The organism is Allobosea sp. OK403 (genome assembly GCF_900113835.1).
Classification (GTDB): domain Bacteria; phylum Pseudomonadota; class Alphaproteobacteria; order Rhizobiales; family Beijerinckiaceae; genus Allobosea.
On the sequence record NZ_FOQV01000004.1, the window covers coordinates 309,936 to 325,355 of the forward strand.

Annotated in this window: 14 protein-coding genes; 8 read left to right on the forward strand and 6 right to left on the reverse strand. The window is 64.7% G+C overall.

Annotated features, from left to right (window positions below):
- Position 1: 1 nt before the first annotated feature.
- From arsC to arsH, 3 genes are read left to right on the forward strand one after another with little or no spacing between them, the layout of a single operon-like run.
- Positions 2-433, forward strand: coding sequence for an arsenate reductase (glutaredoxin) (gene arsC / locus BMZ97_RS17580; RefSeq protein WP_092172220.1), 432 nt, complete (start codon positions 2-4; stop codon positions 431-433).
- Positions 430-1,503, forward strand: coding sequence for an ACR3 family arsenite efflux transporter (gene arsB, locus BMZ97_RS17585; RefSeq protein ID WP_092172223.1), 1,074 nt, complete (start codon positions 430-432; stop codon positions 1,501-1,503). Before arsC ends, arsB begins: the two co-directional genes overlap by 4 nt.
- A complete protein-coding gene (gene arsH / locus BMZ97_RS17590) occupies positions 1,500-2,249 on the forward strand; it encodes an arsenical resistance protein ArsH (protein WP_092172226.1) in 750 nt (249 codons plus the stop codon). Before arsB ends, arsH begins: the two co-directional genes overlap by 4 nt.
- 21 nt (positions 2,250-2,270) lie before the next feature.
- Here the strand turns inward: arsH and BMZ97_RS17595 are convergent, their stop codons facing one another.
- Positions 2,271-2,756: an Lrp/AsnC family transcriptional regulator gene (locus tag BMZ97_RS17595; protein ID WP_092172229.1), complete on the reverse strand. Its 486-nt coding sequence runs from the start codon at positions 2,754-2,756 to the stop codon at positions 2,271-2,273.
- 216 nt (positions 2,757-2,972) lie between these two features.
- Between BMZ97_RS17595 and BMZ97_RS17600 the strand changes: the two genes are divergently transcribed.
- A complete protein-coding gene (locus tag BMZ97_RS17600) occupies positions 2,973-4,259 on the forward strand; it encodes an aminotransferase-like domain-containing protein (RefSeq protein ID WP_092172232.1) in 1,287 nt (428 codons plus the stop codon).
- A gap of 282 nt (positions 4,260-4,541) precedes the next feature.
- On the opposite strand, the gene BMZ97_RS17605 is transcribed toward BMZ97_RS17600, so the two are convergent.
- The 3 genes from BMZ97_RS17605 to BMZ97_RS17615 form a co-directional block, all read right to left on the reverse strand.
- The gene (locus tag BMZ97_RS17605) at positions 4,542-4,922 is read right to left on the reverse strand and encodes a hypothetical protein (RefSeq protein WP_092172235.1); all 381 of its coding nucleotides are present in this window, start codon (positions 4,920-4,922) and stop codon (positions 4,542-4,544) included.
- A 140-nt stretch (positions 4,923-5,062) separates the two neighbouring features.
- Entirely contained in the window at positions 5,063-5,956 is an 894-nt protein-coding gene (locus tag BMZ97_RS17610; protein WP_092172238.1) for a DMT family transporter, read from the reverse strand.
- A 362-nt stretch (positions 5,957-6,318) separates the two neighbouring features.
- Entirely contained in the window at positions 6,319-7,353 is a 1,035-nt protein-coding gene (locus BMZ97_RS17615; RefSeq protein ID WP_092172240.1) for an aspartate-semialdehyde dehydrogenase, read from the reverse strand.
- Positions 7,354-7,807: 454 nt separating this feature from the next.
- Here BMZ97_RS17615 and BMZ97_RS17620 point away from each other — a divergent pair, with 454 nt between their 5' ends.
- On the forward strand, positions 7,808-8,908 hold the full coding sequence (locus BMZ97_RS17620) for a hypothetical protein (protein WP_092172243.1): 1,101 nt from the start codon (positions 7,808-7,810) through the stop codon (positions 8,906-8,908).
- Positions 8,909-9,205: 297 nt separating this feature from the next.
- Positions 9,206-9,511: a hypothetical protein gene (locus tag BMZ97_RS17625; RefSeq protein WP_092172246.1), complete on the forward strand. Its 306-nt coding sequence runs from the start codon at positions 9,206-9,208 to the stop codon at positions 9,509-9,511.
- A gap of 109 nt (positions 9,512-9,620) precedes the next feature.
- Here the strand turns inward: BMZ97_RS17625 and BMZ97_RS17630 are convergent, their stop codons facing one another.
- Positions 9,621-12,014, reverse strand: coding sequence for a transketolase-like TK C-terminal-containing protein (locus BMZ97_RS17630; RefSeq protein WP_092172249.1), 2,394 nt, complete (start codon positions 12,012-12,014; stop codon positions 9,621-9,623).
- Positions 12,015-12,137: 123 nt separating this feature from the next.
- On the opposite strand from BMZ97_RS17630, the gene BMZ97_RS17635 reads away from it, so the two are divergent.
- Together BMZ97_RS17635 and BMZ97_RS17640 are read left to right on the forward strand one after the other, a co-directional pair.
- Positions 12,138-12,623: an Lrp/AsnC family transcriptional regulator gene (locus tag BMZ97_RS17635; RefSeq protein ID WP_092172252.1), complete on the forward strand. Its 486-nt coding sequence runs from the start codon at positions 12,138-12,140 to the stop codon at positions 12,621-12,623.
- Positions 12,624-12,772: 149 nt separating this feature from the next.
- Positions 12,773-14,080 carry an MFS transporter gene (locus BMZ97_RS17640; protein WP_244546467.1) on the forward strand — a complete coding sequence of 436 codons (1,308 nt, stop codon included), beginning with the start codon at positions 12,773-12,775 and terminating at the stop codon, positions 14,078-14,080.
- Between the two features lie 161 nt (positions 14,081-14,241).
- Here BMZ97_RS17640 and BMZ97_RS17645 read toward each other — a convergent pair whose 3' ends face one another.
- Positions 14,242-15,408, reverse strand: coding sequence for a patatin-like phospholipase family protein (locus BMZ97_RS17645; protein ID WP_092172258.1), 1,167 nt, complete (start codon positions 15,406-15,408; stop codon positions 14,242-14,244).
- Between the last annotated feature and the right edge of the window lie 12 nt (positions 15,409-15,420).

The window sequence follows — 15,420 nt, forward strand, 5'->3', positions numbered from 1 at the left end:
CATGAGCACCGACATCGTCATCTACCACAACCCGGCCTGCGGCACCTCGCGCAACACGCTGGCAATGATCCGCAATGCCGAGATCGAGCCGCATGTCGTCGAATATCTGAAGACGCCCCCAGTAAGGGCATTGCTAGTCCAGTTGATCGCTCGCGCCGGCATGGCGCCGCGCGATCTGCTGCGCGAGAAGGGCACGCCCTATGCCGAGCTCGGCCTTGGCGACATGTCTTTGCCCGACGATGCGCTTATCGACGCGATGATGACGCATCCCATTCTGATCAACCGGCCGCTGGTCGTTTCACCGCTCGGCGTCAGGCTCTGCCGGCCCTCGGAAGCCGTTCTGGACCTGCTGCCCGCGCCTCAGCAGGGCGCTTTCGCCAAGGAGGATGGCGAGCACGTCATCGACGAGACCGGAACGAGGATTTCGGCATGACGACCGCACCTGCGCCCGAAAGGCTCTCTGTCCTCGATCGCTACCTGACGCTTTGGATTTTTGCGGCAATGGCGCTCGGCATCGCCCTCGGCACGGTCTTCACCGGCCTGCCCGCCGCGCTCGAGAGCCTCTCGATCGGCACGACCAACGTCCCGATCGCGATCGGCCTGATCCTGATGATGTACCCGCCGCTGGCGCGCGTCCGCTATGAGGAATTACCCGCCATATTCGCCGACAAGCGCGTCTTGGCGCTGTCGCTGGTCCAGAACTGGCTGATCGGCCCCGTCCTGATGTTCGCGCTGGCGGTGATCTTCCTGCGCGATCAGCCGCATTACATGACCGGGTTGATCCTGATCGGACTCGCGCGCTGCATCGCCATGGTGCTGGTCTGGAACCAGCTCGCCAAGGGCGACAACCAATATGTCGCCGGGCTCGTCGCCTTCAACTCGCTCTTCCAGATCCTGTTCTTCAGCGTCTACGCCTGGTTCTTCCTCAGCGTCCTGCCGCCGCTGTTCGGGCTGGAGGGCAGCATCGTCGCGGTCAGCTTCTGGACGATCGCGCAAGCGGTTGCGATCTATCTCGGCATCCCCTTCCTGGCCGGTTACCTGACGCGGCGCATCCTGACCGCGCGCCGCGGCCAGGAATGGTACGAGGACACCTTCCTGCCGCGCATCGGGCCGATCACGCTGGCCGCTCTGCTGTTCACCATCGTCGCGATGTTCAGCCTGAAGGGCGGAGATCTGGTGCGCCTGCCTTTCGATGCGGTGCGGATCGCAATCCCGCTGGCGCTGTATTTCGTGCTGCAGTTCCTGATCAGCTTCGCCATGGGCAAGTGGATCGAGGCCGACTATCCCCGCACCGCGGCCGTCGCCTTCACCGCCTCGGGCAATAATTTCGAGCTGGCGATCGCCGTCGCGATCTCGAGCTTCGGCCTCGCCTCACCGGTCGCTTTTGCTGCCGTGATCGGCCCCCTGGTCGAGGTGCCGGTCCTCGTCCTGCTCGTCCATGTCGCGCTCTGGCTCGGCCGCCGCTGGTTTTCCGGAGCGGAGCTGGCGGGCGCGAGGGCATGAAACGCCTGCGCATCCTGTCCGGCCCGGCGCATCTTCCGGCGCTTGAGCGGCGCTATGCGCGGGAGCGGCCTGCGCTCGGATTGGGCCAAGACGACCCAGCACCGCGCATCCTGTTGCTCTATGGCTCGTTGCGTGAACGCTCCTATTCGCGGCTGTGCGTGGAGGAGGCTGCACGGCTGCTCCAGTTCTTCGGCGCGCAGACGCGTATCTTCGATCCCTCCGACCTGCCCTTGCCCGACCAGAACAAGGGCGACGATCATCCCGCCGTCCATGAGCTGCGCGAACACGCGATCTGGTCGGAGGGTCAGGTCTGGTGCAGCCCCGAGCGGCACGGCCAGATCACCGGCGTTATGAAGGCACAGATCGACCATCTGCCGCTGAACATGGGCGGGATTCGGCCGACGCAAGGGCGCACGCTCGCGGTCATGCAGGTCTCGGCCGGTTCGCAATCCTTCAACAGCGTCAACACGCTGCGCCTGCTCGGCCGCTGGATGCGGATGGTGACGATCCCCAACCAGTCAAGCGTCGCAAAAGCCTTCCAGGAATTCGACGAGACCGGACGCATGAAACCATCGAGCTATTACGACCGCATCGTCGACGTGATGGAGGAGCTGGTCCGCTTCACGGTGCTGCTGCGGCCGCATGCGGGCCAGTTGATCGACCGCTACTCCGAGCGAAAAGCCGCTGGCCTGCCCCTCGATCCGGCGACAGACCTCTCGGCGATTGCGGGGCGGACAGGTCCGTGACCTCGGCAATGGCGCGCGAAGCTATGTCCTGAGCCTGGCCTTGCCAGGCACCGACAGAAGCCGGTTCGAGGTCGTCGCTTCCAGGATGACCATCGTCGAGGTTTCGGCGACGCAGGGGATCGATTGCAGCGCCTCGGTGATGAAGCTCCTGAGCGCTTCGATATCCTTGACCCAGACCCGCAACAGATAATCGACATTGCCGGTCACCAGCAGGCATTCCGTGATCTCCGGCCGTCCCTGGATCGCGGCCAGGAACTGGCTCGCCGCATCCGGGCTTTGCTTGGCGAGCCGCACGCTCACCATCACGCAGATGCCGAAGCCGAGCGCCGCCGGGCTGATCCGCGCCGCATAGCCCTCGATTACGCCGGTTTCTTCGAGCCGCTTGATGCGCCGGCTGCAAGGCGTCGGCGACAGCCCGACCTGCTCGGCAAGCTCCAGATTCGAGATCCGTCCATCGGCCTGGAGCGCGGCCAGGATCTTGCGATCGATCTGGTCCAACTCGATCATGAGGGTTTTTCACTCCACTAGACCAGAATTCGAGCGACTAATGCTCCATCGCGAGGCGATTACGCGAAACATTGCACGGACTCTCTCCGAACACGACCGCTATTGTCTGTCGAGCTGGAGCGTTTTCGAGCGAAGTGGACACCGGTTCCCTCGCGACAAACGCGAAGCGTTTGCGCGGAGAAAACGCGTTAAACCAAAGAGCTGGAGCAGCTGGATATGACGATCTCGAGAAGCCCGGCGGCCGGAAATCGTCCGGGCTGCGCGCAATGGCTCAAGACGAGCAACAATATCTCCCAGCAATTTCTCGCCTTTGGCGGCCGCCCCGATGTGGTGAGCCTCGCCGGCGGCCTGCCCGCGGCGGAGCTCTACCCACTCGCAGCGATCCAATCCGCGACGCAGCGCGCGCTCGAGCGGCACGGGCCGGCGGTTCTGGAATATGGTGCGATCGAGGGCTTTCCCGCCCTGCGCCGGCTGATCGCGGCGCGCATCTCGGCCGAGACAGGCGGGCGCTTCACGCCTGAGAACGTGCTGCTGACCAGCGGCTCGATGCAGGGCCTCGACCTGATCGGCAAGGTGCTGCTCGATCCCGGCGATCTGATCGTCGCGCAATCGCCGACCTATCTCGGCGCGCTCGACGCCTGGCGCCCGCGCGCACCGCTGTATCACAAGCTCGACTGGGATCTGCGGGAACCGGGCTTCGAGGCCGCTCTCTCCCGGGCCAAATTCGTCTATGCCGTGCCGAACTATTCCAACCCGACCGGGGTGCTGGTTTCGCAGGAGCGCCGCGCTGCCCTGCTCGACAAGGTGCTGACTGCCGGCACATGGCTCGTCGAGGACGATCCCTACAGGACGATCCAATTGGACGGGCCGCCCGGCCAGAGCATCCTTGGCCATTATGTCGCGCGGCATTCGCGCACCTATGACGGCCCGGTGATCTATCTCGGCACCGTCTCCAAGAGCCTGGTCCCGGGCCTGCGCGTGGGCTGGATCATCGCCGAACCCAGCATGATCCAGGCGTTGACGCTCGCAAAACAGGCGACCGATCTCAGCAGCAGCATGCTGACCCAGGCGATCACGCTCGAACTGCTCGAACAGGATTTCGACAGCGAGCACGCCAAGACGATCGTCCCGCTCTACCGCGAGCGGCGCGACGCCTTGTGCAATGAGGCGGCCATGCGCCTGAGCGACTGGTTCGAATGGGAGGTGCCGGTCGGCGGCATGTTCGTCTGGATGCGGGCCAGGAACCAGACGATCGACACTGACGAGCTCTATCGCTTCGCGGTCGAGGAGAAGGTCGCCTTCGTTCCGAGCAGCGTCTTCGATTTCACCGGCCAGGATCGCTTCGCGATGCGGGTCAACTTCACCCGGAGCTCACCGGAGGTCATCACCGAGGGCGTGCGGCGCCTGGAGCACGCCATCGCCAATTACGTTTCGTCGCGCGACCAGCTTCAGCGCCGGGGCGGGCCGGAAGCCTCGATGCGTGATGAACGCATCGAGGCCTGAGCCTGGGGGACGCCTAGAGCAGGATGCGAAAAAGTGGGAACCGGTTTTTCGCATTGATCCTGCTCTAACTCCTTGATGAGAGACGGATTCAGATTTCAGACGGGATCACGAAGTGACCCCGTCTGAAATCATCCGGCTCTCGGCGCCCTGCAGCTCCCCGTTACTTCAGGCCCTTGAGGCTATTGATGATGCTGGAGAGGTCCTTGAGATTCTCGGTCTCGCCTTCGGGCGAAGCCCAATAGGTCAGGACGAGGCCCTTGCTATCGGTCACTTGCAGCAGGGTCAGGCTGACATGGGTCGGGCCGTCCTCGTCCTTGCCGTTCCATTTGACCTGGACACCTTCGAGGCCGTTGATCGAGAAAGGCTCTGCTCCTGGCTCGCCTGGTCGATGACGACATCCTTGCTCTTCAGCCATTTGACCGCGTCGGCGATCGCCTGCGCTGCATCCTTGAGCTCGGTGACCTCGACGGAGACATAGACGGTCTCATCATCCGAGGTCGACTGGACGCCCTTGTCGATCTCGCTCGACTCCCAATCATCGGGCAGCGTGATCACCGCGACCGGATTGGGGTCGGGGATCGAATAGGTCTTGGCTTCCGCGAATAGCGGAGATGCAATGAGGCAAGCGGCCGTCAGAATGGTGCGGATGAAAGCAGATGGCATCGAGACTGTCCTTGAGAGTGGGTGCCCGCTTTTCACGCCGGCCCCACATATTACAGGACCGTACGTCATCTGCCTAACCCCGCGTCTCGCTGCGAAAACGCGCACCCCAGGGCGAGCAGGATGCCGGAAACGCTCCTGTCTCAGGCGCTCAGCAGCCGCGCCTTGATGCGCTCGCGATGCGCGGTGTAGAGGCCCGACCCCGCGATGATCACCGCCCCGACCAGCGTCCAGATGTCGGGCAGAACGGCGAACAGGAAAAAGCCGAAGATCGCGGCCCAGAGCAATTGCATATAGGAGAACGGCGCCAGCAGCGAAGCGTCGGCATGGCGGAAGGCCTGCACCACCAGCCAGTGGCCGACCGTCGAGGAAGCGCCGATGAAGACGCCGAGCCAGACCATCTCCGCCGTCAAGGGCTGCCAGGCGAAGGGCATCACCACGCTGACGATCGCAAAGCCGATCATCGCCGAATAGGCCAAGGTCGTCAGCGGGCTCTCGGTCCTGCTCATCATGCGGGTCACGATCAGCGCGAAGGCCCAGGTCGAGGCCGAGACGACCGGCAGCAGCGAGGCAAGCTGGAAGCCGGTCCCGCCCGGCCGCACCACGATCAGCACGCCGAGCAGCCCGACCAGCGTCGCGGTCCAGCGCCGCCAGCCGATGGTTTCGCCCAGGATCGGGATCGACAAGGCCGTGACGAACAAGGGCGCGATGAAGCTCGTCGCCGTGGCGTCGGCGATCGGCAGATATTTGAGCCCGATCACAAACAGGATCGAGGAGCCTGTGACTCCAAGGCCGCGCAGGAATTGCAGCATCGGCTTGCGCGTCCGCAAGCGCTCCAGGCCGCCGCTGCGCGCCACGATGGCGAGCATGATCACGGTGAAGACACCGTAGCGCAGCCAGGTGATCTGCAGGGGCGGCACCGTTGTGGTGAGCAGCTTCGAGACCACGTCCGACGCCGTCAGGAAGAAGGTCGACAGCAGGATCAGCCCGATGCCGCGAAAGGCATTGTCGCGGCGCGGCGGCAACGCCGCCGTCACAGGCGGCAAAGGTGTCGGTTCTGGGTGGGGAGCGTTTGGCAAATCATCGACGCGCAGGATTGAAAAGCGACGCTAATCGATTTGATCGGCCGCGCGTTGCGCAAAGATCGAACGGCGACCATGCATGGCCGCGCCCGGCGATCCCAGGAACCGTTCGAGATTTCCGACAGCCCTCATCCTGAGGAGCCATTCCTATAGGAATGGCGTCTCGAAGGATGTTCTTAGAGGCTCCTGAACCATCTGGAGCATCCTTCGAGACGCTGCTTCGCGGCTCCTCAGGATGAGGCTCAAGTCTCAAACGGCACCTCATGAAAAAGGCGGGCTTGCGGCCCGCCTCGATCAGCAGATGATCGCGCCTCGCTTCACGCCGCCTGCTTGCGTGGCTGGATCAGCTTGCGGTTGATCAGCACCTCGGCGATCTGCACCGCGTTCAGCGCCGCGCCCTTGCGCAGATTGTCGGAGACGCACCAGAAGGCGAGGCCGTTCTCGACCGTGTTGTCCTCGCGGATGCGCGAGATATAGGTCGCGTCCTCACCGGCCGCCTCATGCGGGGTGATGTAGCCGCCGGGCTCGTGCTTATCGATGACGAGGATGCCGGGAGCGGTGCGCAGCACCTCACGCGCCTCATCGGCCGTGATCGGCTTCTCGCACTCGATGTTGACGCTCTCGGAATGGCTGATGAAGACCGGCACGCGCACGCAGGTCGCGGTCAGCTTGATCTTCGGATCGAGGATCTTCTTGGTCTCCGCCATCATCTTCCACTCTTCCTTGGTGAAGCCGTCTTCCATGAAGACGTCGATCTGCGGGATGAGGTTGAAGGCGATGCGCTTGGGGAACTTCTTCGTGGTCATCTCGCCCGCGGCGAAGATCGAGCGCGTCTGGTTGAAGAGCTCGTCCATCGCCTCCTTGCCGGCGCCGGAGACTGACTGATAGGTCGAGACGACGACGCGCTTGATCCCATACTTGTCGTGCAGCGGCTTCAGGGCGACGACGAGCTGGGCGGTCGAGCAGTTCGGATTGGCGATGATGTTCATCTTGGTGAAGCCTGCCGCAGCCGCCGCGTTCACCTCCGGCACGATCAGCGGCACGTCGGGATGCATGCGCCAGGCCGAGGAGTTGTCGATGACGACGCAGCCCTGCGCGCCAATCTTGGGCGACCATTCCTTGGAGACCTCGCCGCCGGCCGACATCAGGCAGATATCGGTGTCGGAAAAGTCGTAATGCTCCAGCGCCTTCACCTTCAGGACCTTGTCGCCGAAGGAGACCTCGGTGCCGATAGACCGGGAAGAGGCGAGCGCTACGACCTCGCTAACCGGGAAAGCCCGCTCGGCCAGGATATCGAGCATCTCATGGCCCACATTACCCGTGGCGCCGACAATCGCGACCTTGAAGCTCATTGTGATGGTCCTTTTGGATGAAACCGGTTTGGTCTCCCCCGGGATGCCGGCCCGCTCGATGATGTGAGGCAGGTTCAGCGATTATCCCCGCCGGGGGGGAGAACCCGGAACCGAGGCGAAGGTCAGCGCGACGTAACCGTTTTACCGGTCGTCGTTTTGGTCGTGCGTTTCGTCGTCTGACGGACGTTCACAGGGCCAATCCCAAAGGGCTGAAGGCTTCGCGTCGGCGCAAGGCGGGTTTCCCCACGCGCCTTGCGCTCAGTCAAAACACCCAAGGCGGCCAAAAGTCAACGTCCCCCGCTGTTAACCCTGCTCCTTGACCTCGGATTTACGCTGTTCGCCGATTGCCCGCTGGCGGTAACTCGGCGCTGACTTCCACCCGGCCAGTCTCCGCGCGGGTGAAGACGAGCCGCGCACACGACGCGGCCACTAACCACCAGGGTGAGTTTCGGTCGTGTCGCGTCATCTCGCATCGCTCTTGCTCGGCAGGCTCCGCTCGCATTGGCCAGCGATCGCTGCCGCCGCCAAGGCCACCGGTCGGGTCGCCTCCGCCGCGGTCGATCGCAGCAGGCCTCGCCTTGTGCGCTTCGATCTTGCGCGCTTCGACGGGGTCGCCGCGCTGATCCGCTGCGCCGACGCGATCGAAACCGGCTTTGCCATGCTGCTGCGCGGCGCCCTTGCCATTTTCGGCCGTCGCGGCCTGGGTCTAACGGGCGGACTGGTCTGGCGCGGGCTTGCCGCCCTGACCGGCATCGGCCTGACGGCAAGCCTCATCACCGCCTTGTCGGCCGCCAGTGACAGCGAGCCGCGCCTCGCCAGCCTGACGATTCCCGCCGCCAGCGAGAGCCGCCCGGTCCGCGACGTGCTCCTCGAGCCGCGCCAGCAGGCGCTCACTGGCGACAACTGGCTCAAGATCGCCCGGCCGATCGCGATGTTCGGCCTGGAATCGCCCGAGCTCGACCGCCAGCAGCCGGCTTATGAGGCGATGCGCAGCCAGGACGGCGCCCGCCGCCAGGACACGCTGAGCTTCGGCGCTTTTGATGCCGACAAGCCGCATCTGCGATTGCGCCTGCTCGTCACCCATAACAACGAGCCGCGGCCCCAGCCCTTCGTCATCGCTTTGGTGCGCGAGGCCTCCGAGCGCGGCATGTCGATCCAGCGCAGCGGCGTTCCGAGCTCGATCGAGACCCGCTTCGGCACGGTCGAGACCGCCGATACGACGCTGAGCGACGGCGACGCCAGCCGCCCCTGCATCGCCTTCCGCAAGAGTCCCGGTGACATGAAGAGCGCGGGCGACTTGCCGCTCGGCTTCAGCGGCTGGTGGTGCGGCGCGCCCGGCCGACCGGCCGACCGCCAGCAGCTCGTTTGCCTGATCGACCGGATCGACCTGCTCGCCGCCGGCGAGGACAAGGCCCTGCGCTCGGCCTTCTCCCGCACCGAGCTCGCCCGCCAGGCGGCCTGCGCGCCGCCGCGCCTCTCGGCCACCGGCCGCAAAGCCTCCTGGCTCGACGCCGACGGCTCCGCCCCCGCGCTGAAGACGGCAGCAAGGCGCTGACGATCGCCTTCTAAAACGCGTGAAGCCCTCATCCTGAGGAGCGGGCGAAGTCCGCGTCGCCAGGGATGTTCCAGCGCGCTCTGAAGCGGCCTTCGAGACGCCGCCGCGCTGCTCGTCGAGCCGGGGGCTCTGTTTCCCAAACTGGCGCTTGAAATAGCTGGAGACGCAAAATCTCACTTTCGCGTGCGTTACCTCTGGCGAAGGCGAACAAAACCGTTAACTACGAGGGAGTATCGTCACGTCATCCCGCATCGTGACCGATGCCCCGCTGCCCGTCGCCTCAGGAGACCTTTCGTCATGCGTTCCTTCCAGCGTTTCGCCGCCGGCTTCGGCCTCTCGCTCGTGGCGCTGACCGTCGCGACGACGATCGCCGAGGCGCAGAATCGCCGCGGCCCGCTGCGCATCACCGTGCAGAAGCGCAGTTATTTCGACCTCGGCAACGTCGTGCCGGTCGGCTCGATGAACAATTACGCCAGCCAGCATTTCGCCGCCACGCCGGTCTATGCCAGCACCGGTGAATTCTACGGCGAGGGCACCTTGCCGGGCCGCATCGGCTCCGGCGTCAACCCGTTCGCCAACAGCTTCTCGACCCCGCGTTTCTGAGCGCGATCGTCATGATCGGGCTTGACCCGACCATCTCGAAAACCAGCATCTTGTTGTCATGAGATTCTCGGGTCGGCGCCATGCGCCGCCCGAGAATGACGTCTGATGCTTACGGCAGCGCCTTCAGATAGCGCACCGGCCGGCCCGGAGCCGCCGCTTGCGCCGCATGCACGATCGCATTCGCATCGATGCCGAAATGGCGGTAGAGGTCGGCGACCGTGCCGGTCTGGCCGAAATGCTCGACGCCCAGCGCCTTCTGCTTGTGGCCATGCACGCTGCCGAGCCAGGCTAGCGTCGCCGGATGCCCGTCCAGCACCGAGACGATGCCGCAATCGCGGGACAGCTCCCCGAGCAAACGCTCGATATGGCTCGTCGCCTGCTGGTTGCCGCGCTGGCGCGCCCGCTCCGCCGCCTGCCAGCCGGCATTGAGCCGATCGGCCGAGGTGATCGCGAGCAGGCCGACATCGCGCCGGTCCTCACCGAGCAGCCCGACGGCCTCGATCGCCTCCGCTGCGACAGCGCCGGTATAGGCGACCACCACCGAGGCATTGGGCCCGGGCTTACGCAGCCAATAGGCGCCGTCGATGATTGCGTGCTCGAGCTCCGGCGTCATCGCTCGCTTCGGCTGCTCGAGCTGCAGCGTCGAGAGCCTCAAATAGACCGAGCCGCCGGTCTCGTCGCGCAGCCAGGTCCGCTCATTGGGGTCACCCTCACCATCCCTCTGCAGATAGTCGAAGGACCAGCGCATCATCACCGAAAGCTCGTCGACGAAAGCCGGCTCGAAGGCGCAAAGCCCATCCTGGCTCATCCCGATCAGGGGCGTGGCGATCGACTGATGCGCACCGCCCTCGGGCGCGAGCGTGACGCCAGACGGCGTCGCCACCACCATGAAGCGGGCATCCTGGTAGCAGGCATAGTTCAACGCATCGAGGCCGCGCGAGATGAACGGGTCGTAGAGCGTGCCGATCGGGATCAGGCGCTCGCCGAAGATCGAATGCGACAGGCCCAGCGCCGAGAGGTTGATGAACAGGTTCATCTCGGCGATGCCCAGCTCGATATGCTGGCCCTTGGGCGAGAACTCCCATTTCTGCATCGAGGGGATGCGCTCATCCTTGAAGGTGTCGGCCATCTCCGCCCTGGCGAACAGGCCGCGCCGGTTGACCCAGGGCCCGAGATTGGTCGAAACGGTGACGTCGGGCGCGGTCGTGACGATGCGGTCAGCCAATGGCCCGCCGCGCTTGGCGAGGTCGTCCAGGATCTTGCCGAAGCCCATCTGGGTGGACATCACCGCCTGGATGCCGGCCTCCAGCGTCTCGGGCACCGGCAATTTCGGCGCACTCTTGCGGCGCCGGCCCTCCGAGAAGAAGGGCACCTTGTCGAGGAAGGCGCGAAGCTCGTTCTCGGGCAGGTTCAGCCCCTCGAACAGATCCCATTCATGACCGGGCCGGACCGCATTTGCGGTCTTGAAGCCCTCCATCTGGTCCTTGGTCATCAGCCCGGCATGGTTGTCCTTGTGCCCGGCGAGCGGCAACCCGAAACCCTTGACGGTATAGGCCAGGAAACAGACCGGCCGGTCATGGTCGATCGCCTCGAAGGCTTCGAGGATCGAGGGCAGGTCATGGCCGCCGAGATTGCACATCAGCCTGGACAATTCGGCGTCGGAGCGGCTCTCGATCAGCTTGGTGACCGGCCCCTGATCACCGAGATCGTCCATCAGTCGCTTGCGCCAGGCCGCCCCGCCCTGGAAGGTCAGGGCGGAATAGAGCTGGTTCGGGCAGGAATCGATCCAGGCCTTCAGCCGCTCGCCGCCCTTCTCCTTGAAGGCCGCCTGCTGCAGCGAGCCGTATTTCAGCGTGACGACGTCCCAGCCGAAATTCTTGAACATCTGCTCGAAGCGGTCATAGAGCCCTTCGCGGATGACCGCGTCGAGCGACTGGCGGTTATAGTCGATCACCCACCAGGTGTTGCGCAGGCCGTGCTTCCAGCCCTCCATCAGGGCCTCGAAGATGTTGCCTTCATCGAGCTCGGCATCGCCGATCAGCGCGACCATGCGGCCGTCCTGGCGCTTCTCGCCCCAGCCATGCGCCTTGACGTAGTCCTGCACCAGCGAGGAAAACAGCGTCTGCGCGACGCCCAGACCGACCGAGCCGGTCGAGAAATCGACATCGTCGATATCCTTGGTGCGCGAGGGATAGCTCTGCGCGCCCTTGTAGCCACGGAAATTCTCCAGCTTCTCGCGCGTCTGCAGCCCCATCAGATAATTGATGGCGTGGAAGATCGGTGAGGCATGCGGCTTCACCGCGACCCGGTCCTGCGGCCTGAGCACGCCGAGATAAAGCGCTGTCATGATCGTCGCGAGCGAGGCCGAGGAGGCCTGATGCCCGCCGACCTTCATGCCGTCCTCGCTGGCGCGGAGGTGATTGGCGTTATGGATCGTCCAGGAGGCGAGCCAGAGGATCTTCTTTTCCAGCTCGGCAAGAACGGGCAGGCGCGGATCGGACATGCATGTGCCTCCAAAAGAGGCCGTGATCATGCATGGTTTCCGCAGCGTTGGCAGCTAAAGACATGAGCTGCGGCTTCCCCAATTGGCGGTTTCCGCTAATCCTGGGCCTGAAAGCGAGAGACCATGCCAGAGCACAGACTAGACGACATCGACCGCCGCATCGTCCAGGCGCTCCAGGCCGACGGGCGCATGAGCATTCAGGATCTCGCCGGCAAGGTCGGGCTCTCGCCAAGCCCCTGCGCGCGGCGGGTCCGGATGCTGGAGGAGGCCGGCGTGATCAAGGGCTATGTCGCCGTCGTCGACCAGGACAAGCTCGGCCTGCCGGTCTCGGTCTTCGCTTCGATCAAGCTCGAGCGCCAGCGCGAGGAGGAGCTCGACCGCTTCGCCGCCACCGTCGCCCGTTGGCCCGAGGTCGCCGATTGCTATCTGATGACCGGCCCGCGCGACTACCTGCTGCGCATCATCGTCAGCGACCTCGCCGCCTATGAGCGCTTCCTCAAGGACAAGCTGACCCGGCTCGACAATGTCGCCTCGATCGAATCGAGCTTCGCGCTCGGGCAAGTGAAGCGCTCCTTCTCGGTCCCGGTGGAATTGGGCAAAGGCGCCTGAGACGGGAGCGGCTATCGGCAATGAAGTGATGCAGAGACAGCATAGCGACGCAATTATATGACGGCAGTCATGCGTCTGACGCATTGATTGCAAATCGGCTTTCCGCTATGGCCGCCAGCTTCGCAAGCTCGATCATCGAAAGCTGTCCCGTGTCGTCCCCCCTTGCCGCTCCTGCCGCCAATTCGCCGGCCCGCATTCTCTTCGCCAGCCTTATCGGCACGACGATCGAGTTCTTCGACTTCTATATCTACGCCACCGCCGCCGTGCTGGTGTTCCCGAAGCTGTTCTTCCCCGGGGGGGACGCGACCTCGGCGATGCTGCAATCGCTGGCCACCTTCGCGATCGCCTTCTTCGCGCGGCCGATCGGCGCGGCGATCTTCGGGCATTTCGGCGACAGGATCGGGCGCAAGGCCACGCTGGTCGCTGCCCTGATGACGATGGGCCTCTCGACGGTCTTGATCGGCTTGCTGCCGACCTACACCAGCGTCGGCGTCCTGGCTCCGCTGCTGCTGGCGCTGTGCCGTCTCGGCCAGGGCCTCGGGCTCGGCGGCGAATGGGGCGGAGCCGTGCTGCTCGCCACCGAGAACGCCCCTCCCGGCAAGCAGGCCTGGTACGGCATGTTCCCGCAGCTCGGCGCGCCGATCGGCTTCATCTGCGCCACCGGCAGCTTCCTTTTGCTGACCGACCTGCTCAGCGACGCGCAGTTCTATGCTTTCGGCTGGCGCATTCCTTTCCTCGCCAGTGCGCTTCTGGTCTTCGTCGGGCTCTATGTCCGGCTGCGCCTGACCGAGACGCCCGAGTTCCAGAAGGCGATCGACAAGCATGAGCGCGTCCGCATGCCGATCGTCGCCGTGGTGTCGCAGCACAAGGCCCATCTCCTGCTCGGCACCATCGCGGCCCTGGCGACCTTCGTGCTGTTCTACCTGATGACGGTATTCTCGCTGAGCTGGGGCACTACGGCGCTGGGCTATGCGCGCGGGCAGTTCCTGCCGGTGCAGATGGTCGGCGTCGTCTTCTTCGGGCTGGCGATCCCGCTCTCGGCCCTGCTCGCCGACCGCTTCGGCAATCGCCGGGTGCTGTTCTGGACCACGCTGGCGATCGCCGCTTACGGCTTCCTGTTCACGCCGCTGTTCATTCCCGGCAACCTCACCGCGATCACGCTGTTCTTCGTGCTCGGCTTCGGCTTGATGGGCTTCACCTATGGCCCGCTCGGCACCGCGCTGGCGGAGCTCTTTCCCACCGCCGTGCGCTATACCGGCGCCTCGCTGACCTTCAATCTCGGCGGCATCGTCGGCGCGTCGCTGGCTCCCTATATCGCGACCTGGCTCGCCAGCAATTACGGGCTGTCGGCCGTCGGCTGGTATCTCACGCTCGGCGCGCTGCTCACCGCCGCCGCGCTGGCGGCGATCGGCGCCGTGGTGCGCGCCCGCCTGCCGGTGGCGGCAAAGATGGCCTGACGACTACAGCCTTATACTCAGAGCCACTGCGTCATCCCGGGCGCCCGAAGGGCGTCCCGGGATCCATCGGAGGGCTCCGGAACTCTACGATGGATCCCGGATCTGCGCGGCTTCGCCGCTTGTCTAGGATGACGGCGTGGTTCCGAGCCAGGACAGCAACTTTACCGTCGCTCGAAATCCCTGTGCACGTCATGCGCCACGATTCCGGCGCCGTCGGGCGGGATCGTCAGCCAGTCCTTGCGGGTCAGCGTCTGCTTGGTGTCCTCATAGCCTGACTTCCAGTGTTCCTGCATCGAGGTGCGCGAGAACTCGTAATCCTTGGCGTGGCCCTCATAGGATTTCTGCTGGTAGATCAGTTGCAGGATGGTGTGCTCGGGCATCAGCGCGAGCTCGTCGCGCAGCGTCCGCTCCTCATCGCTCAGGCTGTCATCAGGCACTTTCGAGAGTGCCTGATGCGTCTTCTTCTTCCAGTTCTGGATCAGCGCGAACAGGTCGGTCGTCAGGCGCGTGCGCGAGGAATAGGTGATGTCCTTCTGCCGGCCCATCACGTCCTGCATCGTTCGCGGCAACGCGCCGCGCGCCGAAAACAGATCAACCTGGAAGATCAGCGAGTTCAGCGTGTCGTCCTGGGCCAGAAGATGCTGCAGCGGCGTATTGGAGACGAGGCCGCCATCCCAGTATTGCTCGGTGCCGATCTGCACGGTCGGAAAGGCCGGTGGCAGCGCCCCCGACGCCATCACATGCTCGGGCCCGATCGCCTCCTGCGCGTTGTCGAAATAGACGAAATTGCCCGAGGCCGCATTGACCGCCCCGACCGAGAACCTGACCGCCTTGCGGTTGATCAATTCGAAATCGACCAGCTCCAGCAGAGTCTCGCGCAGGGGCTTGGTGTCGTAGAAGCTGGTCGCGTCACTCGCGCCGGCTGCCGCGAAGAGCGGGCTTGTCGCGCGTGGCTCGAAGAAGCCGGGCTGGCCCAGCATGGTCGTGAAGAAGGACGAGGTCGCGTTGCGCGCCTGGCGGTAGATGTCGCCCTCCGGCGTGAACCACCAGACCTTGCGATCGGTGATGCGGTCCCAGAAGGCCCTGAGCCGCTCCAGCCGGCGCTCGCGTGGATTGCCGGCGATCAAGGCAGAATTGATTGCACCGATCGAGACGCCCGAGACCCAGTCCGGCTCGATATCGGCCTCGTGCAGTGCCTGATAGACCCCGGCCTGATAGGCGCCGAGCGCCCCGCCGCCCTGGAGCACGAGCGCGACGCGGTCGCAGCGCTCGGGCCGCCAGCCGAGATAGCGGCTTTCCGAGAGGGAGACGGAAGGAGGAGCGTTCATGGCGCGGATGTC